The organism is Bartonella sp. TT67HLJMS (assembly GCF_042193375.1).
In the GTDB taxonomy this organism is placed as follows: Bacteria; Pseudomonadota; Alphaproteobacteria; order Rhizobiales; family Rhizobiaceae; genus Bartonella; species Bartonella grahamii.
The window spans coordinates 25,519-45,179 of sequence record NZ_JBHILP010000004.1 but is presented as its reverse complement, the minus strand read 5'-3'; the positions used below and the strand labels follow the sequence as shown (position 1 = coordinate 45,179).

Genomic DNA, 19,661 nt, shown 5'->3' with positions numbered 1-19,661 from the left:
AAATGTGCCTAAGTTTGCTCAAAAATTTGTTCTTCTTGGAGCTTTATTGCTTTCCTTTTCTCCATTTTCTGCTTCTGCAAACAATAAAATCAAAGTTGTTGCGAGCTTTTCTATTCTCGCAGATCTCGTAAAAAATGTAGGAGACAACCATATCTCTATGACCACTTTTGTAGGTCCCAATGCGAATACCCACACTTATGAACCTACCCCCCATGATGCTCAAGCTCTTAGAAATGCTCAAATTATTTTCATCAACGGACTTCATTTAGAAGGATTCATTGATCGCCTCATTACAGCAAGCGGTACAAAAGCACTTCTTGTCAAAGTTAGCGCTAACATTCCCTCCCTCGAAATGAACAATCAAGAACATAATGCCCATCACCACCACAGCGTTATTGATCCACACGCTTGGCAAACAATTCCCAATGTCAAAATCTATGTGAAGAATATCGCTGCTGCTTTTTGTAAAATCGATCCACAATCCTGCACCAGCTACAAAAAAAATGCCGAAACCTACATCCAAAAACTTAAAATAGCACAAGATACCCTGAAAACAAAAATTGCTACCATCCCTAAAGATAAGCGTATCATTATCACATCTCATGACGCCTTTGGCTATTTTGCCAAAGAATATGGTTTTACTATCCTTGCTCCCCAAAGTGCTTCAACAGAAGCTGAAGCAACCGCAGCCGATGTTGCTAAACTTATCAAACAAATTAAGGCGAATAAAGCAGCTGCACTATTCGTTGAAAATATCTCTAATCCTCGGCTCATAAAACAGATTGCAAAAGAAACAGGTTTAAAAATTGGTGGAACTCTTTATTCTGATGCATTGTCAAATAAAAATGGCCCTGCAGCAACTTATCTCGATATGATGGAACATAATGTGAATACCATCATTGATGCCATCACAAAACATTAAAACTTTCTCCAAAAGAGATAAAAAAGCGTTCATAAAATCGTAAGTCTATGATTATATTACTAATGATACCCAACATCTATAATTGATACTATTGATATAAAATAAAGTTACTTTTACAGAGAAATTTATACTCAATAGATGCTAAGATAGATAAAGTAAGTGGATTTATTGCCTCATGGTGCCCAGATCGTCAGCGGCATCATTCTATTTTCCAACGCTTCTTTTACAATAACTCTCGACACTTGAAACGATTCATAAGAAGCATTTGGGGTCTCTTTCTTAAAGTATTTTTATCTACCCAACTCCATTTATAACATGCAAGTAGAATGAGTGTATGAATAAAAACCACTTGAAGAAAAAATGCCTCTTATGAAGAGTCTCAACACAATAATTGTTGCAATGTTGGAGACTGGCAGAGAATATGATGATGGACTCAGCTTGCATTTTTATAAGCATAAAGATGGCGATACACAATGGATTTATGTTATACTACTCATAAACGACTGCGTGAAAAAACAGTTGGAATAACCTTGCAAAATATTTTTAAAACAAGTGCGTGAATTGACAACCTAATAGCCTTCTGTTTAGGTATTCTGTTTTGTATAAGAGATGTAATTCTATTCAAAGAACGTAATAAAAAAATGTGTTCGGCAATGCGCAGTCTCCATTATGTAAGAGACATTGGCTCAGATGCTTTTGAAAGTCGCAATATTAAATTAAAAGATGATGCTAAAGATAGAAACTATTTTTTATCTTTCTGCTTTCATATTCCCCCTAAACTAAGCTGTCTCCTCATTTTAGAAATTACATAAGAAGATAAGCTTATTCCACTCTGATATACAAAAACTGAATACAACACTGAGCCGTCTTCATATTTGTCTCAAACATACTGCTGTATAAAGTTTAGGTTGATTTATAAGCAACAAAAAAGCACGCACTTTATAAGAAAGCAATATCATAAAATCATTAATAGACTGGCAATATATTGAAAAAATATACCAGCTTTCATAAAATACTTTGCAAAACAACAAGATAATTGTCTTTATCCCTGCTGATTCTTATAGGTGTTCGCACCAATCCCTTATGTCATATTCATAAAAATATGTTTAAGAATGGTCTATAGGCAATTTTTTAACTCAAGAATATAGAAAGATCGATGGGATGTTACAGATGTGTTTCATCTGCTTTTATCATTAAAAGTAATGAAAATTGTAAAACAAGCGCGCCTTCTATCTCTCAGTGATTTCTTTTGCAACTGATCGGATACCCTCGCTGAGAATTGCATAGTGATTTACATGAGAAAAAATAAACTTGCAGCATGCGCGTGCAGATTTCTCTCTAATTTATGTAATTGGTAAAAAAACAGATGCCTCTTATAGGATCTCTGAAACCATTTAAGATCATATGGTCAGCAGTAAAATAGAATATGCCTATTCTCGTACAGACTATTTAGAACAGCGTCGTATTTTTTGGATCAAATAGACTTCTTATGTTAGGGATCAAAGCTACGATATGGGGCGCATCCCCTCTCATCTGTGAATTATTGTTTCCCTCTATTTCTCTCATTTACTTTTTATAAGTTACATAAATTATTACATCAAGAAACATATGATAATATATTGTTTTTTATGAAAAAATTTATAAATGAGAAAAATAGAGTTAATCAATGGTTATTTTATATTGATATTTTTTTATAATGAAAATGATTTTATTATGTTTGAGGTTTGAAAATAATATTCTTCTCACAGACCGTGAAAATGCACATTTTCTTCATATAAATGTTTTGACATTCTCAGCGCCATGGGACAATGGATCATTACCAAAACTTTTAAAATTTTGTTTTTAATCCCATCGGTTACAACCTGATTTTGTAAATACAATCGAGAAAATCGAAACGCAACATAAAAGAAAGTCGTGTTACATCAATTAATGCTTACTTATTATTTGTACGCTTTCCAGTGTTTTTGTTAAAAGTATGAAAATTCTGATGAGCGACAGTGAAACTTAGTTTTTGCCCATAGTCGTGTGTCAAGCGTTCTTTTATTTCAATCGTAAAGATGATATTATTCCAACGCGTTAAAACATGGCAACCTGTTCCAATAGGCTTGATAAGCTCAATTTTTGTGTGAAAGACAGGTCCTTTATCTGGATGTTCGCCCAATAAGATTATTTCAGGTCTGAATGCTAAAAGATCAGTTTCTTTGCCATAAGAAAATGAATGCCCTAAATGTTGTTCTAAGACATGGCGATCAAGAAAATTCATAGGAGGAGAACCAATAAAGTCAGCAACAAATGTTGTTGCTGGAGTGTCGTAAATTTCCATTGGTGTTCCAATTTGCTCGATAGCTCCTTTATTCAAAACGACTATTCTATCAGCTAATGTCATAGCTTCTAGTTGATCATGGGTAACATAGAGGCTGGTCGTTCCTAATGAACGCTGTAGTGTTTTTATTTCAATACACATTTGCGCCCGCAATTTTGCATCAAGATTTGAAAGAGGTTCATCAAAAAGAAAAACACGGGGTTGGCGTACAATCACACGCCCCATTGCAACACGCTGACGTTGTCCTCCTGATAATTGTCGTGGCTTACGATCAAGAAATGATTCTATCTCCAAAAGTTTTGCAGCATGTGCGATGCGTTTTTTAATTTCTTCTTTAGGAGTTTTACGATTTTTAAGACCATATTCTAAGTTTCCACGAACTGTCATATGGGGATAAAGAGCATAATTTTGAAAAACCATAGCAATATCACGATCAGCTGGTTCACGATCATTGATACGTTCGTTATCAATACATAATTCACCTGAAGTAACTTGTTCAAGTCCTGCTATAATACGCAATAAGGTTGATTTTCCGCACCCTGAAGGACCGACAAGAACAAGAAGTTCTTTATCAGCAACAGTTAAGTTTAAATCATCAATGACCAGAATGCCGTTGTCATACCGTTTTTTTATATTTGATAACTGGATTATGGCCATAATTACTTCTCCGTTTCAATAAGGCCTTTGATAAAAAGCCGTTGCATGAAGATAACAACAAGAACAGGGGGAACCATGGCAACAACCGATACTGCCATGAGTATATTCCATTGAGGATCATGTTGAAGTGATTCGACAATAAGCTGTTTTAAAATAATAAGGATCGTTTGATGCTTTTGATCCGTTGTGATGATAAGAGGCCAGAGATATTGTATCCATCCATAAATGAACATAATGATAAATAAAGCAGCGATATTGCTTTTACTAAGAGGAAGAAGAATATCCTTAAAAAATTTAACTGGACCTGCACCATCAACACGTGCCGCCTCTAAGAGTTCATCTGGAATAGTCAAAAAAAACTGGCGAAATAAAAACGTAGCGGTTGCAGATGCAATAAGTGGAATAATCATTCCACTATAGGTGTCAATCATCCCCAATTTCGCAACAACCTCATAGGTTGGAAGAATACGAACTTCGACAGGGAGCATCAATGTAACAAAAATAAGAACAAAAGCAGTTTTTCGGAAAGGAAAACGCATATAAACAATTGCATAAGCAGACAAAAGTGAAATAATAATTTTCCCAATACTAATCCCTAGAGCCATAATGAGTGAATTCATTAAGAGTGGCCAGAGGTTGGGAAGACCGAGTTGTGCAAGGCCATCACCAAAGATTGTTTTATAATTTTCCAAAGCATACTTCCCAGGTAAAAGAGGAAGTGTTCCTGAGTTGAATGCTGCTGAACTATGGGTTGATGCAATGATAGCAACATAAACTGGAAAGCAAATAATGATAATGCCAACAATGAGAGTAAGATGGGTTAGAAATTTCAAAATAGGGCGATTTTCAACCATAATTTACTTCCTAATATTGTACACGGCGCTCAATCCAGCGAAACTGAATAAAGGTTAAGACAATAACCATCAACATCAATATTGTTGATTGTGCTGCTGATGCACCGATTATTTGATTTCTAAAGCCATCGTCATATACTTTATAGACGAGGATGCTCGTTGCACGCGCAGGACCTCCAGAAGTTGTATTATCAATAATACCAAAGGTATCAAACATAACATAATTGACATTGACAATAAGAAGGAAAAACGTCGTTGGTGAAATTTGCGGGAAGACCACAGTCCAAAATCGTTTAAAGGGACCAGCACCATCAATGGCGGCTGCTTCTATTTGAGAACGCGGAACAGACTGAAGCCCCGTAAGAAAAAAGAGAAAATTGTAAGAAATTTGTTTCCAACTAGCTGCTATGACAATAAGAATCATTGCTTGAGTGCCATTAATACGATAATTCCATAGCACCCCTATTTTCTCGAGAAGAAAAGGGATAATTCCGATAGTGGGATGAAAGATAAACAGCCATAATATACCTGCCAATACTGGAGCAACAGCATAGGGCCAGAGCAAAAGCATTGTATAAGCCTTTTTTGCACGGATGACACGATCAACACAGACAGCTAAGAGAAGTGATATTGTCATTGAAGCGACAGTAACTGAGATGGAAAATACTGCGGTTGTAAGAAGTGATTGCAGATAAGTAGGATCAGAAAGAACGGTTAGATAATTTTCAAAACCAATAAAGGTTGTTGTAAAGCCAAAAGGGTCTTCACGCTCAAAAGATGATTTTATTGCTTGAGCAGCAGGCCAAAAGAAAAATAAAAAAGTCACAAGAAGCTGAGGAAAAAGCAGTCCGTAAGAAAGTAGACTATTTTTAAAATATGCATGTTTTTCTTGCATTCGTAGGGCTCTTTAAATGTAGAGACTTAAAAAAGATAAACAAAAAGAACTCAACTGTTTTTGTTGAGTCTTTAATGTTTAACAATAAAACGAGATTAATGATTAGATTTTTCAAATTCACGCAAGAGTTTATTTCCACGTTCAACGGTCTCATCTAAACCATCTTTCGGTGTTTTTGAACCACTAAGAACAGCTTCCAACTCTTGATCAAGAATGGCGCGGATTTGTGGTAAATTACCAAATCTTATCCCTTTCGAGTTAACTGTTGGTGGATTAAGATTAATCTGTTTGATAGCTATATCCGCACCTGGCGTTTTTTCATAGAAATGTTGTTTTTTGCTCAATTCATAAGTCGCTTTTGTGGTTGGAAGATAACCTGTTTTCTGATGCCATTTTGCTTGGTTTTCAGTTTTTGAAAGAAATTTAAGAAAAGCGGCTGCCCCTGCATATTCCTTTGGGGTATGTCCCTTGAACGCCCAAATAGAAGCTCCACCAATAACTGAATTTTGTGGTGTTCCTTCTACATCCTTATAGTACGGCAGCATACCAACTCCCACATCAAACTGAGCTTCAGAAACAATTCCAGCATGTGATCCTGAAGATTGCATAAAAATTGCACAATTTTGTGCCATAAACATTGGTGTTGAATCCAATGCGCCCGCTGGACCACCATAACGGAAAATACCTTGATCAGACCACTTTTTCAGGTCAGACCACATACGCACTTGTAAAGGTCCATTAAATGTAAGTTCTGAATCAAGTCCTTTAAAACCATTCTCCTTGGTTCCAAAAGGAACATTATGCAACGCTGAAAAATTTTCTATACCAATCCATTGAGCGGCATAAGCCATTGTAAAACCGCAAGTTGCCGCTTTAGTCTCAAGAATTTTTTTGGAAAAGTCTTCTATATCTTGCCACGTTTTAGGAGGCTGTTCCGGATCAAGCCCCGCTTTTTTAAAGATATCTTTGTTATAATAAAGAATGGGAGTTGAAATATTGAATGGCATAGAGATGATACGTCCCTGTTCATCGGAGTAATAACCACTAATAGCAGGGAAATAATCTGTAGGATCAAATTCTTGTTTTGTATCAGCCATAAGTTGATAAAATGGATAGATTGCGCCTTTTGCAGCCATCATAGTCCCAGTACCAACGTCATAAATTTGGGCAAGTACTGGCTGTTTCTTTCCACGAAATGCTGCAATGAGTGAAATCAACCCCTCTTCATATTCGCCGCGAAATGAAGGAACAACTTTATACTCAGATTGACTTGCATTAAAATCGTTAATGAGACTTTCAGTTTGCTTTCCTAATTCACCACTCATCGAATGCCAAAAGCTGATTTTTGTCTGCGCAAAACTTGCTGTTATTCCCGCTGTAGACATTATGATAGCAACCGTGGCCGCTATGGAAAGATAAAAACGACTCATGGCTCACCCTTTCTGAAGTGATGGAATACAAACTACCCCTAAATTTATAGTATTACACATGAATATGCTATGACAGTTTTATTTCAGAAATATATTCTCTCATTTAAACAGGAACCACAAAAAGGTCAAATGAATTTGTTTAAATTTATTCGTTTTCTTTTATAAGCTTTCTGATGTATTAACGAGATACGCATTTGTAGCTATCTGAAAAAAGTGAGATGGCTTAAATAAGCAAAGTCAATTGGTAAAAATATAGATCGTAAATGTCATTCAATGATTATTTTAATATCTGGATTTACTTTTTAAAAAAGAATTGTTTATTCTTTTGTTATTTGTCTTATAGTTCTCGGCTTATAACTTTAACACGATGTTGCTACTGAATTAACGAAGAGACAAATAGAATTTTTCTTAAAACTAAGAAAATCATTTTGAAGCGCTTAGTAGTCCCCTTTCCTGTAGTGAGATCACGCCCCTCACGCAAAACAACATGACATTGTATTACCAATTTTCACGCTGTAAAAAAATCTTTCAATACATCTACATTGCATGATAGCTCCTATAAAATAAGCCATAAAGTCTCTCCACTAAATTATATAAGACTTTTTGTATGCCATCATTTTTATACTTCATAAAAGTGCAAAAGACACCATCATATGAGACCCTAATGCTTCAAAAAGTCTTGCATTTGAAATACGTTAAATGAATATTTTTATTCTTTTCTCAATAACTTTTTATCCACACACCAACCCTGCTTGTAATGTGCAAACGAATGATTTGAATTGATTCATTGTAAAAAGATTTGAAATAAGAAAATCTTACGTATTAAGGTCTCTTATTCACATAAGTAAACCATTAATTATCATTATAAATCAATGTATTATTGTTATATATTAGATAATTTTTCTTCTTTCATTACGCTAGCTTTATGAGGATATATAGTTCCCTTTGTATTGATGTATTTTTACCTTTGTGCACGCAATTGCAATGCGAGATCGGGTTGATCTGTCGTAATATAATGTACAGGCATGTCAAGCCAATGTGATAACCGAGCTTTTCCATTAATTGTCCATACCCCTACAGTAAAACCAGCCTCAAGAGCTGATTCAATAAAGTCCTGTGAAACAATAGAGCCATCTAAACTTAGATCAGAATAACCTAATTGCTTCCATTCAGAAAAATGAAGGTACATATCACCTTCAAAATTATCAACACATGGACCAGATGGTATTCCCGCTTCAATAAAAGGACGAAGGATCAAAGGATCAAAACTAATTGCAGAAACCCGTTCTGATAAATTTCGGCTTTTTATTAGCGCAAGCGCTTTTTGGGATAATATTGTTTCACGCTCCACTTCACCACATGTCTTGATTTCAAGATGCAATGCGATATTCGTTGGTGCTAAAAGATCAAGCACCTCTTCTAATAAGGGAGGTGCTTCTTGGCTTCCTTTTACGCAGAGTTGTTTGCGTGTTTCATTATCAATGTCGTGAATATACCCATTTTTTCCAACCAATTGGTCTAGACGGAAGTCGTGAAAGACAACCACTTCACCACTTCTCAGCAAATGGACGTCGCACTCAACTTCATCAACACCTAACGCTATAGCATTATTAAATGCCGAAAGAGTATTTTCAGGATAAAGATGAGCTCCACCACGGTGTGCAACAATTTTTTTCTCAGACATGCAAAATTCCACACTTCTCAATTTTAAACGATATTAGCGTACAGATTGCCAGATAAAGGCTTATATCATATGAAAATACACAATCATTTTTAAATGATTTTTTCTACACTTTTCGAATATCAACCCCTCAGTCATATTTTATTCTTAAAAAGACTTATCCTTCATTTTAATTATTCCCATTCAATAGTACTAGGAGGCTTTGAAGTTACATCATATACAACACGATTAATCCCTCTAACTTCGTTAATAATACGTGCTGCCGTCTTACCTAAAAACGCCATATCATAGGGATAAAAATCAGCAGTCATTCCATCTACAGATGTGACGGCACGAAGAGCACAAACAAATTCATAAGTGCGACCATCCCCCATCACGCCAACAGTTTGAACAGGAAGAAGAACAGCAAAAGCTTGCCAAATTTCGTCATAAAGACCGGCTTTACGGATTTCCTCAAGATAAATAGCATCTGCTTCACGTAAAATTTCTAATTTTTCACGGGTCACAGTACCTGGACAGCGAATTGCAAGACCTGGACCTGGGAAAGGATGGCGACCAATAAACTGCTCTGGTAATCCTAACTCTCGCCCTAGCAAGCGAACCTCATCCTTAAAGAGCTCACGCAACGGTTCTACAAGTTGCATATTCATCTGTTCTGGCAGCCCACCCACATTATGATGGCTTTTAATGGTTACCGTTTTACCAATAGCAGACACACTCTCAATAACATCTGGATAAAGTGTTCCTTGTGCTAAAAACTCTGCACCTCCTATTTTTTTAGTTTCTTCTTCAAAAACTTCAATAAAAAGGCGACCAATCGTTTTGCGCTTTTTTTCTGGATCTGTCTCACCCTCTAAAGCATTAAGAAATATATCGGCAGCATTAACGTGAATAAGCTCTATATTATAATGATCACGAAAGAGCGTGAGAACTTCTTCAGCTTCATTCTTGCGCATCAGCCCATGGTCTACCAGAATGCATGTCAGTTGATCTCCTATGGCTTCATGAAGGAGTACCGCTACAACAGATGAATCTACCCCCCCTGAAAGACCACAAATCACACGACTTTTCCCAACTTTTTGTCGTATCGTAGCAATTGCCTGCTCACGATAAGAAGCCATTGACCAACCACCTTTAATAGCAGAGATTTTATGAATAAAGTTTTGCAAAAGTTTTGTACCATCTGGTGTATGGATAACTTCAGGATGAAACTGTACTGCATAAAAATGTCTTTTTTCATCAGCAATAGCCGCATAAGGAGCTCCGTTTGAGGTCCCTATGACACGAAAACCTTCTGGTAAAGCTGCCACACGGTCACCATGGCTCATCCATACTTGATAACGAGAACCTTTTTCCCACACTCCATCAAAAAGAGCACTCTCTTCTTGCACTTCCAAAAAAGCACGCCCAAATTCACGCTCATGTCCAGCTTCAACCTTTCCTCCAAGCTGAACACACATGACTTGTTCCCCATAGCAAATACCCAGAATCGGAATACCCGCCTCAAAAATTTCCATTGGAGCACGCGGAGAGCCCTCATCAATAACGGAATAAGGACTCCCTGATAAAATAATAGCTTTAGGATTTATGCGTCGCACAGCTTCTAAAGCCAATTGAAAAGGAGCAATTTCACAATATACCCCCATTGCTCGTACCCGTCGTGCAATAAGTTGTGTAACTTGTGAACCAAAGTCAATAATAAGAACAGTGTCTGGATGTGATATGCTCATAGAAAACCAATCAACAATTGTAAAAGAAAACTCATGAGAGTTATGTTTCAATCTTTCTCTTTTCACAAGCCTGTTTTCTTAAGAAAAAGATTATTCTCGTAAAATTTATGATAAAAAATGCAAAAATATGGATCAATGTTTTTTTTGCAACACAGATAAAAAGAACCCATCTGTTTGTGTTGTGGCCGGCGACAAAGTAAGTCCATAATTTGAAAAAACTGGTTGCACAGGAGAAAAACTAAAATGTTTCTGCCAAAGCGCTGGCATATCTATTGGAGCAAAATGAGAATGTTGTTGAAGGAAACGGGAAATTTGTTCCTCATTTTCATCTGTAAAGAGAGAACAGGTAATATAGACTAGGCGCCCATTTGGCTTAAGATAAGCTATCGCTTCATTCAAAATAGACCTCTGTTCTGTTTGGCGTTGTTTCACCTGTTCTAATGTTAAACGCCATTTCGCATCTGGACGACGACGCCATGTTCCTGTCCCACTACATGGTGCATCTAGTAGAACTCTATCCATCTGACCTGTTAATGGTTTTAATTCTTCTCTTTGCACTCGTGTTTGTACATTACGAACACCAGCGCGTCGAAGACGATCAAAAATAGGAGCCAAACGAGCTTTGTCTGAATCATAAGCATAAATTTGCCCACGATTGTTCATATCGGAAGCTAAAGCTAATGTTTTACCCCCAGCACCTGCGCAATAATCTAATACCTGCATGCTTTCTCGCGCTTCCACAAGATGAGCAACAATTTGAGATCCTAAATCCTGTATTTCAAAGTGTCCTTTTTGAAAAGCTGGTTCCACTTGAACATTAGGATGACGGTTAAACTTTTCAATCGGTGCAATTCTCAAAGCTTGCCCAAACCATGGCAAAGATTTAAGTTTGGTTTTTGCTAATTCTTTCAACACCTTTTCTGGTGTTGCCTTTAGGTTATTTACCCGTAGGTCTAAAGAAGGACGCGTTGCTAACGCAGCCGCTTCAGTGATCCAATTATCACCAAATAAAGGACGCAGATGCGCTTGACACCATTGCGGAATATCACCACGAATATAGTCTGGAGCATCCACTAATTGCTGACCTTGCCACGATTTACGCTGTTTAGCTCCTAATAACTGCGGCGCAAACCGATCTTCTGCCAACTCACCGTCAATTTGCTCCAGCGTCATTTTTCCAGAATCTAATAAGGCACCAAAAACGATATCTCGGATATCATCACTCTCCATACGCCATTGTAAAGAATAGCGTCGTCTTAAAACATCATAAACGATTGTACCAATAGCTGCGCGATCACCTGCTCCAGCAAAGCGATGAGAAAGACCCCAATCCTTTAAAGCTTCTCCTACTGGGCGATGCTTCATTTCTATCTCTTTGAGAACATCTATTGCTGCTTGCAAACGCCCACCTAATCGCATTCATTTCTCCCATTAAAATAATAAAATTTTAAATCATCTAAAAAAATAATATTATCTTCTTCTTGCCAATAAAACCTTCTCAAAGCCATTAAAAATTTACATTCAACATTAAAATGATCTGATCATACTTTTTATAAGATCCAATATTAGAGTATCTAGATTTTTCCTTTCATCTTCTGCACATTCACTTTTTTATCCCTCTACCTCTTATACTAAAAGATACGCAGTTATCCATAAAGAACTTATTTCCGCCATGCATTACGAAAAAAATAAACTCTTTAAATAAAATTTATGAGGATTATCTGAATAACAGAAAAAATCAAATATCTCCTATCTTTTATGGCTATCCTTCTGAAAAAATAGAAAAAATCTTCTCATAAAATTAAACAAGTTTATCTTACGTTCACCAAAAAATTAACTTTTTAGAAAATGCTTGGAACCACTATTTGGCATGACCGTTTTTACTCTACTGGCAACTGCCAGACAATTTAAAAGGAGAAAATAATGACTTATAATAATGAAAAAACAACTTCATCTAAAAGCCGTCATAACACAATGCCCTCAAACAACGGAAAGAAATCCGTCCAAAGTGATCAGACAAACACTCGCCAACGTGCGTCAAAGACAGGACGGAAGACTACAAAAAGTTAATTCTAATTTTATATAGCTTATTTCATATAGTCTTAACAGAAAGAGTTAGAGTTTTGACCTCTAATTCTTTCCTTTTTGGGATTATTACACCAAATCACAAACAGAAAAAAGTGCAGTCTCTTTTTCTTGTTCTCGGAAGATTTTATATTTATGCGATATGACATTATGCTCTTATATCTTTAAACTGGCCCACGATAGTTGGGACTCTCCCGTGTAATAGAAACATCATGCGTATGACTTTCATGGAGTCCCGCATTCGTAATACGTACAAATGTTGCTTTTTCACGAAACTCTACGAGATCTTTTGCTCCAACATACCCCATTGAAGCACGAAGTCCACCAGCAAGCTGATGTAGAACTGATGCTATAGGACCTTTATAAGCCACCTGCCCCTCCACACCTTCAGGAACCAACTTAAGTTCATCACGAACATCATCTTGAAAATAGCGATCTGCCGATCCTCGTGCCATAGCACCAACAGATCCCATACCACGATAGGCTTTAAAAGATCGACCTTGATAAAGATAAACTTCACCAGGACTTTCTTCTGTACCTGCTAAAAGAGATCCAATCATCGCTGCACAAGCCCCACCAGCTAAAGCTTTAGCAAAATCACCTGATGCTTTGATTCCACCATCTGCAATAATGGGAATGCCCGCTTTTTCAGCAACTTCTGCGGCATTCATAATGGCTGCAAGTTGAGGAACACCGACACCAGCAACAATACGCGTTGTGCAAATAGAGCCAGGACCAATACCAACTTTTACCGCATCTGCACCACTGTCAATCAATGCCTGCGTTGCTTGAGCGGTTGCTACGTTCCCAGCAATAACAGCTGGAGAGGAAGCCATCTTTTTAATTCGTTCAACAGTTTCTAGCACATGTTGAGAATGTCCATGCGCTGTATCAATGACCAACACATCAACACCCGCGTCTATGAGGCGTTCAGCACGCTCAATCCCTCCATTCCCAACACTACTGGCCGCTGCAGCACGCAAGCGCCCTTGAGAATCTTTAGCAGCATTTGGATTTAATTTTGCTTTTTCAATATCCTTAACTGTTATCAGTCCGACACAACGATTTTGTTCATCCACAACTAATAATTTTTCAATACGATGATGATGTAAAAGATATTTTGCTTCATTAAGTTGGACATTTTCACGCACTGTGATTAAATTTTCATGCGTCATTAATTCATAAATTTTTTGTTTTGGATCCGATGCGAAACGGACATCTCTATTGGTCAAAATGCCAACAAGTCGTCCCGCTGTTTCACCTTTAACACTATTTTCAACAACCGGAATACCTGAAATGCCATGAGAGCGCATCAAAGATTTCGCTTCTTCAAGTGTTGCATCTGGTCCAATTGTGACTGGATTAACAACCATACCAGATTCAAACTTTTTTACTTGTCGGACTTCTTCTGCCTGCTCTGCAGGAGACATATTACGATGAATAACCCCAAGTCCTCCAGCCTGAGCCATAGCAATTGCCAAACGCGATTCTGTTACCGTATCCATTGCAGCAGAAAGCAATGGCAAATTGAGCTTAATATCCGCTGCAATGCGCGTACTGAGATCCACTTGACTAGGCATAACAAGAGAATGACCGGGCTGTAAAAGTACATCATCAAAAGTCAGTGCCAATGCACCTGTCCCCGTTTCAACAATCTTTGCCATAGCAAAATTCCTTTTATAATAAAACACCGCAAGAAGCTTTAAAATACAACTGCGGTTCTCATACGTGGTAGATTGGCAAAAAATTATGCCATGCTACAAACAAAATGAAAAGAAAAATAAATATTTTTTTTAAGTGTGGTTTATAAAAATTTACAATTGTGATTCAATAGGTAACCAACTTATTATTTTTGCAAATGCGCGACGCCAAAAATTGCTTTCTGGCTCATGGTCAATGCTATATTTTTTTTCATTTTCAATAAAATCCCAATAAATACGATTATTATTACCAAGACGCAGATGATAGCTCATTTCCCCTGTGGTTTCTTCAGAAAACAACAAATCTAATCTTGCTGTAATGGGAGCACATTCAAAAAGAATGCCCATTTCTGTATTTAATGATGCTGATCTGGGATCAAAATTTAAAGATCCAATAAAAGCTGTTTTACGATCAATTAAAAAAGCTTTGGCATGTAAACTTGCTTTACTCGATCGAAACAACCGTAACCCATGGGTGTTGCCCTCCGCTTTTAATTCATAAAGCTTAACACCACTTTTCAACAACGCCTTACGATACGATACATAACCACCATGCACCAATGCTACATCAGTAGCTGCTAAAGAATTCGTCAGAATTTTGACATCAACACCCTTTGAAACCAAATTACTAAAATTCTGCGTTCCAACCTTACCAGGAACAAAATAAGGTGACGTAATCTGAACCGTTTTTTGGGCATTTCCAATAACCTTTGAAAGTGCCTTCATAAGCCAATTGCTTGCTTTTTTACGCAATGCTTTTTCTGGAGGGTCAGAAAGAACAACAACTTTGTCTGCTAAAAATAACCGCCTTCCTGTTTGAATAAAACAATCAAAATTAATGTGCTCTTTGACATAATCTAAATAAACTTTTGCAACCTTGGAATCCCGAAATTTTTGTAATTTATCCCTCCAATAGCTAAGATCACTTGCGCTTTTCGGAACAACCAAAGTATGAATTGGCAAAACAACAGCACTATTCCAAAAATCATCAAAAATACTTTCCACCTTTTTAACAGAGGGTCCGATTAACATCAAATCTAAATCTCGAAAATGGGATTCTTCACCAGCATCAAAATAAGAATCTGCAAGATTACGTCCTCCTACAAAAGCGATCCTACCATCAACAATAAAAGCTTTATTATGCATTCTACGTGTAACAGTAATCGCCCGTAATATAATCTCTAAACCACGGCGTAATCCACCTTTACGCGATCGTCCTGGATTAAACACTCTCACCTCGATATGAGGATGTTTATCTAGCGCAATATAAGCTGGATCACGTGCTTGAGCGTTAATATCATCCAAAAGAAGCCGTACCCGAACACCCCGATCCGCTGCCTTAACTATTTCACTTAATAATAAACGCCCTGTTAAATCATCATCCCAAATATAATACATCAGATCAAGGCTACGCCCAGCCTCTGCAGCTCCTATTGCACGAACACAAAACGCATCCAAATTGCTGATAATGAGGGAAAGGGCATCTTTATCAATCCCCAATCCATTTTCTTCCTCAGCTAATTGACTAATGATACGATCAAGCTTAGTTTCATCTTTCTGAATAGGTAGCGCATAAGAACATTGCCCCCTAGCATTTTTCATAAAACGCCCATAGGTGTAGATTGCCAACATAGATGCAATAAAAAAAAAGAGGACAAAACCAATAACAATATGTAAAAGAGTCAAAGAGGACAAACTTTCTATTTTAAGCTATCGCATCATCAGTAATGCAAACGATGATACTAATCACTTTATCTTAACCGTGTAGCAGATAAAATGCCACCTCTTGCTTAAGAGAGTATAAATTTAATATTAATGATACAAAAATTTTAGCGGTAGTATTTAAAAGTTTTTAAAAATGCTTCTCTGCTTTAATAAATGTAAACTCAACTAAAATTGTATAAACTGAAACAGACGATTAAAATAGTTACATAAAATTTATATTTGATTTAAATCTACAAAATCATCCTCTATAGATAAATTTTACAATAAATGATTGTTTTCTTAAGCCCCCCCACGGACTTTATCAAAATCCACTCTATTTTTTTTGAAACTCATACTTGTCATGAAGAGAGATTTGTTATGAATTTTACTTTCGTTCTTGATTTCTTATTGCTCGCAATTCTTCCATTTTTCTATAAAGTGTAGAGCGACCAATATGAAGGCGGCGCGCAATCTCACTCATATGTCCTTTATAATGTTTAACCGCTTTCTCGATAATATCGTGTTCCATCTCTGCAAAAGTACGCACATGCCCATCAGTATTCAAAAATTTTATAGATTCTTGTTCATTGTCTTCTTGCATATTATCCTCAATGATATTGGGAACATTCATTAATGGATTTCCCATTAATTGCGGAAAATCTCGAACAGTTAATAACGGTCCTTCACTGAGTAAAATCGCACGAAATAAAAAGTTTTCAAGCTCATTTCTATTGCCAGGCCAATCATACTGCATAAGCAAGGAAAGAGCAGATCCTGCTAAACCATGGACATGTGACCGCCCTGTTTCGGTGATAATGCGATCAATCAAACGTTGTGTGATCTCTGGAAAATCATCCCTTAATTCTCGTAAAGCAGGGACGCTAATAGACAAGTGAGAAAATTGTTCAAACAAACTATGCAAAAAAAAGTTCTCTTTAACCAAATCCTTTAAACGCGATGTTGAAATAGCAATGATCCGAAAAGGGGGAAATTCTCCTTTTGTATCCCTTTCCCTTTCTTTAAGGTAATGAGCAAACCGTTTTTGCTGTATGGGCTCAAGTCGATCAATATCACAAAGGCAAAGTGTCCCTTTTTCAAGAGAAGAAACCAATGGTAGGAATTCTTTAAACCACTGCTGATTTTCTTCTTCTGGATCAACGATGGCTGAACATTGAAAACGAATAAAAACACCTTCCGAGAATAATCCCTCATGATGAATAATCCGAGCTAATGTCTCACGTCCTGTTCCAACTTCCCCCTCTATCAAAAGATTCTGTAAAGAAGTTGCTGCTTGTCTCGATTGTTCTAACACTACCTGCATAGCTCTACTTTTTATGCAAAGATCAGAAAATCGTAAATGATTCTCTTTTTTTCGCCGAATATCTCGAACTTCACGCTCCAAGGCAGAAATAAGAGCAAGAATATCCAAAGTAACCCTTACGCGTAATAATGTTACTGGGTGGATCCAATAATCAATAGCTCCAGCTGTTAAAGCTTTCTGGAGTAAATTCTGATTCTCTTGTTGTGCTATAACGACAATAGGAACAGAAACACCAGCAACTCTAATCATTTTAATCAAATCGCTCACACTCAAATCACTCATAACGACATCAAGGAGTGCAAGCACAATGTTTTTACGCCTGTGTAAAAGATCAATCGTACGGAGACCATTTTCTGCTTCAATGACACGATAACCAAAACCTCGCAGCATAGCAGAAAGTTCTATACGTCTTCCATAATCTTCACTCGCAACAAGAATGGGACCAACCATAATGTCAATAATCTCCTTTGAGACTACTCAGCAGCTTAATATAAAAATTGTTGTAAACCATAAGAAATATTTCACCTCTTGTGTTTCACTTACGAACTTCATCAAGCTGTTAATTAAATACAACATTAAGGCATTTTTTTCCATTTTTTTGCTTTTTCATTGATTTTCATTAAATTTTTCATATTGACTCATGGGGGAATTTAATAATGTTATAAAAACTAGAGAGCAAAATAATCTAAATAGAGTGCAATAAATGAAACATACCTATCATATTTTATGTCTTACAATTACCACCTTGCTGTTAAGTGCCTGTAGCTTTTCGCAATATTATAACTCAAATATGCCAACTGGAATTGATGGAAAATGGGTTGATGAGAATGGTATTATTTCTTCTTTCCACAATGGTGTTTTTGAAACGCGTGCAGCAGATACAGAAGAAAAACTATCAGAAGGGGCATATAATTATCTCAATGCCCAAAATATAGAAATTGAAATACGCTCTATTCTCCGTGGAACAATTTCTAGAGTCAATTGTACAATGTCATATGACGCCACACAACTTCTCTGCACCTCACATACAGGAGCACAATTTTTCCTTAAGCGGAAATCTTAAACAAAGTACAAGGGAAGCCTCTCTTAAGAACAGAGGGAGCACATACATTAAGCAGGAGGTGATCTTTTCTCCTCCTGATAGAAGATCCTCTCTAAAATACGCAAAGAGACTGATATAATCTTTATCTTGAAAATTTTCTAAACATTATGAAATGCGTAAAATAATCATTTTCTTCCACAAAATATCCGTAAAGCCACCTTACAATAAAATTGTTACTTTGTACCATTCAATCTATTTTAACCTAAAATAACATTTTATTTGATAGAGAACTTTAATCTAAGCGGCGCCAATGCGCAAAAGATCATGAAAATGAACAATTCCTATCGGTTTTTTATCTTCAACTACGAAAAATGCACCAATATGATGATCATTAATAAAAGCTGTTGCTGCACCAACAAGTGTATTTGGTTTTACAACTTTAGGAGCCTTGGTCATCACCTCGTCAACATTAAATTTTGATAAATTAAAATGCATGTTACGTGCAAGATCGCCATCGGTTACAATTCCGATTAGTTCGCCTTCTTGATTCACAACACCAACACAACCAAAATGCTTTTCCACCAAAACATTCATCGCTTCAGTCATAGATGTTCCCTGCATAACCAAAGGAATATTATCACCCTCATGCATAATATCACACACGTATTTAAGGCTTGCACCAAGAGAACCACCAGGATGATATATTTTGAAATCCGTTGCGGTAAAACCACGCATTTCTAAAAGAGAAACCGCTAATGCATCTCCCATTGCCAATTGCATAATTGTTGAAGTGGTAGGAGCTAAACCATGAGGGCAAGCCTCTTCTATCTTTGGTAATAATAAAACAATATCAGCTTGTCGTCCTAATACAGAGTACTCACTTGATGTCATCGCAATAAGGGGGATGCGAAAACGCGCCGCATAACTCATGATACCACTTAACTCTTGAGTTTCACCAGACCATGATAAAGCAAGAATAACATTATCAGATCCAATCATACCAAGATCACCATGATTGGCTTCTGCAGCGTGAACAAAAAAGGCAGGCGTTCCAGTTGAGGCTAGGGTTGCTGCAATTTTTGTCCCTATATGACCACTTTTCCCAAGACCAGTAATGACCACATGTCCACGAGCATTTCTAATAGTTTGAACGGCCGCTTCAACAGAAGAAGAAAGAGTTCCCAGAAGAGATTTTTCAAGGGCTTCAAGCCCCTGCTTTTCACTGGCAAGTGTTTTAAGCGCTGATGCAACTGCACCTTGCAAAGCCATATGAGTAGAGGGTGTTATCATAATAAAATTCGATCAATAAAATTAAAT

14 protein-coding genes are annotated in these 19,661 nt (G+C 36.9%); 3 read left to right on the top strand and 11 right to left on the bottom strand.

Translation table 11 applies throughout. The features are described from left to right. Window positions 1-4 precede the first annotated feature (4 nt). A complete protein-coding gene (locus tag ACFIJQ_RS03330; protein WP_375628521.1) occupies window positions 5-922 on the top strand; it encodes a metal ABC transporter solute-binding protein, Zn/Mn family in 918 nt (305 codons plus the stop codon). A 1,933-nt stretch (window positions 923-2,855) separates the two neighbouring features. Here ACFIJQ_RS03330 and ACFIJQ_RS03325 read toward each other — a convergent pair. The 7 genes from ACFIJQ_RS03325 to ACFIJQ_RS03295 form a co-directional block, all read right to left on the bottom strand. Continuing rightward, on the bottom strand, window positions 2,856-3,902 hold the full coding sequence (locus ACFIJQ_RS03325; protein ID WP_012754603.1) for a sn-glycerol-3-phosphate import ATP-binding protein UgpC: 1,047 nt from the start codon (window positions 3,900-3,902) through the stop codon (window positions 2,856-2,858). 2 nt (window positions 3,903-3,904) lie between these two features. Next, window positions 3,905-4,756 carry a sn-glycerol-3-phosphate ABC transporter permease UgpE gene (gene ugpE / locus ACFIJQ_RS03320; protein WP_273787775.1) on the bottom strand — a complete coding sequence of 284 codons (852 nt, stop codon included), beginning with the start codon at window positions 4,754-4,756 and terminating at the stop codon, window positions 3,905-3,907. A 10-nt stretch (window positions 4,757-4,766) separates the two neighbouring features. Then, entirely contained in the window at window positions 4,767-5,651 is an 885-nt protein-coding gene (ugpA, locus tag ACFIJQ_RS03315; RefSeq protein ID WP_012754601.1) for a sn-glycerol-3-phosphate ABC transporter permease UgpA, read from the bottom strand. A gap of 95 nt (window positions 5,652-5,746) precedes the next feature. After that, window positions 5,747-7,081: a sn-glycerol-3-phosphate ABC transporter substrate-binding protein UgpB gene (ugpB, locus tag ACFIJQ_RS03310; RefSeq protein ID WP_375628520.1), complete on the bottom strand. Its 1,335-nt coding sequence runs from the start codon at window positions 7,079-7,081 to the stop codon at window positions 5,747-5,749. A gap of 961 nt (window positions 7,082-8,042) precedes the next feature. Beyond that, window positions 8,043-8,765 carry a glycerophosphodiester phosphodiesterase family protein gene (locus tag ACFIJQ_RS03305; protein ID WP_012754599.1) on the bottom strand — a complete coding sequence of 241 codons (723 nt, stop codon included), beginning with the start codon at window positions 8,763-8,765 and terminating at the stop codon, window positions 8,043-8,045. Window positions 8,766-8,935: 170 nt separating this feature from the next. Next, window positions 8,936-10,492, bottom strand: a complete 1,557-nt coding sequence (gene guaA / locus ACFIJQ_RS03300; RefSeq protein WP_208438601.1) for a glutamine-hydrolyzing GMP synthase — start codon at window positions 10,490-10,492, stop codon at window positions 8,936-8,938. A gap of 132 nt (window positions 10,493-10,624) precedes the next feature. Next, on the bottom strand, window positions 10,625-11,911 hold the full coding sequence (locus ACFIJQ_RS03295; protein ID WP_273787772.1) for an RsmB/NOP family class I SAM-dependent RNA methyltransferase: 1,287 nt from the start codon (window positions 11,909-11,911) through the stop codon (window positions 10,625-10,627). Between the two features lie 504 nt (window positions 11,912-12,415). Here ACFIJQ_RS03295 and ACFIJQ_RS03290 point away from each other — a divergent pair. Further along, on the top strand, window positions 12,416-12,562 hold the full coding sequence (locus tag ACFIJQ_RS03290) for a hypothetical protein (protein ID WP_169728634.1): 147 nt from the start codon (window positions 12,416-12,418) through the stop codon (window positions 12,560-12,562). 179 nt (window positions 12,563-12,741) lie between these two features. Here ACFIJQ_RS03290 and guaB read toward each other — a convergent pair whose 3' ends face one another. From guaB to ACFIJQ_RS03275, 3 genes are all read right to left on the bottom strand, one after another. Continuing rightward, a complete protein-coding gene (guaB, locus tag ACFIJQ_RS03285) occupies window positions 12,742-14,241 on the bottom strand; it encodes an IMP dehydrogenase (RefSeq protein WP_012754596.1) in 1,500 nt (499 codons plus the stop codon). A gap of 150 nt (window positions 14,242-14,391) precedes the next feature. Continuing rightward, on the bottom strand, window positions 14,392-15,963 hold the full coding sequence (locus ACFIJQ_RS03280) for a phospholipase D family protein (RefSeq protein WP_375619501.1): 1,572 nt from the start codon (window positions 15,961-15,963) through the stop codon (window positions 14,392-14,394). Window positions 15,964-16,366: 403 nt separating this feature from the next. Next, on the bottom strand, window positions 16,367-17,752 hold the full coding sequence (locus ACFIJQ_RS03275; RefSeq protein ID WP_273787769.1) for a sigma-54 dependent transcriptional regulator: 1,386 nt from the start codon (window positions 17,750-17,752) through the stop codon (window positions 16,367-16,369). 253 nt (window positions 17,753-18,005) lie between these two features. On the opposite strand from ACFIJQ_RS03275, the gene ACFIJQ_RS03270 reads away from it, so the two are divergent. Then, window positions 18,006-18,365, top strand: a complete 360-nt coding sequence (locus ACFIJQ_RS03270) for a hypothetical protein (protein WP_273787768.1) — start codon at window positions 18,006-18,008, stop codon at window positions 18,363-18,365. Window positions 18,366-18,641: 276 nt separating this feature from the next. Here the strand turns inward: ACFIJQ_RS03270 and ACFIJQ_RS03265 are convergent, their stop codons facing one another. After that, window positions 18,642-19,634, bottom strand: coding sequence for an SIS domain-containing protein (locus tag ACFIJQ_RS03265; RefSeq protein WP_012754592.1), 993 nt, complete (start codon window positions 19,632-19,634; stop codon window positions 18,642-18,644). Window positions 19,635-19,661: the final 27 nt, after the last annotated feature.

Bases quoted from the DNA above. Each gene is read 5' to 3' on its own strand.
- ACFIJQ_RS03270 (WP_273787768.1), top strand. From the start codon at position 18,006: ATGAAACATACCTATCATATTTTATGTCTTACAATTACCACCTTGCTG.
- guaB (WP_012754596.1), bottom strand. From the start codon at position 14,241: ATGGCAAAGATTGTTGAAACGGGGACAGGTGCATTGGCACTGACTTTT.
- ugpB (WP_375628520.1), bottom strand. From the start codon at position 7,081: ATGAGTCGTTTTTATCTTTCCATAGCGGCCACGGTTGCTATCATAATG.
- ACFIJQ_RS03295 (WP_273787772.1), bottom strand. From the start codon at position 11,911: ATGCGATTAGGTGGGCGTTTGCAAGCAGCAATAGATGTTCTCAAAGAG.
- guaA (WP_208438601.1), bottom strand. From the start codon at position 10,492: ATGAGCATATCACATCCAGACACTGTTCTTATTATTGACTTTGGTTCA.
- ACFIJQ_RS03290 (WP_169728634.1), top strand. From the start codon at position 12,416: ATGACTTATAATAATGAAAAAACAACTTCATCTAAAAGCCGTCATAAC.
- ACFIJQ_RS03305 (WP_012754599.1), bottom strand. From the start codon at position 8,765: ATGTCTGAGAAAAAAATTGTTGCACACCGTGGTGGAGCTCATCTTTAT.
- ugpE (WP_273787775.1), bottom strand. From the start codon at position 4,756: ATGGTTGAAAATCGCCCTATTTTGAAATTTCTAACCCATCTTACTCTC.
- ugpA (WP_012754601.1), bottom strand. From the start codon at position 5,651: ATGCAAGAAAAACATGCATATTTTAAAAATAGTCTACTTTCTTACGGA.
- ACFIJQ_RS03275 (WP_273787769.1), bottom strand. From the start codon at position 17,752: ATGGTTGGTCCCATTCTTGTTGCGAGTGAAGATTATGGAAGACGTATA.
- ACFIJQ_RS03265 (WP_012754592.1), bottom strand. From the start codon at position 19,634: ATGATAACACCCTCTACTCATATGGCTTTGCAAGGTGCAGTTGCATCA.
- ACFIJQ_RS03325 (WP_012754603.1), bottom strand. From the start codon at position 3,902: ATGGCCATAATCCAGTTATCAAATATAAAAAAACGGTATGACAACGGC.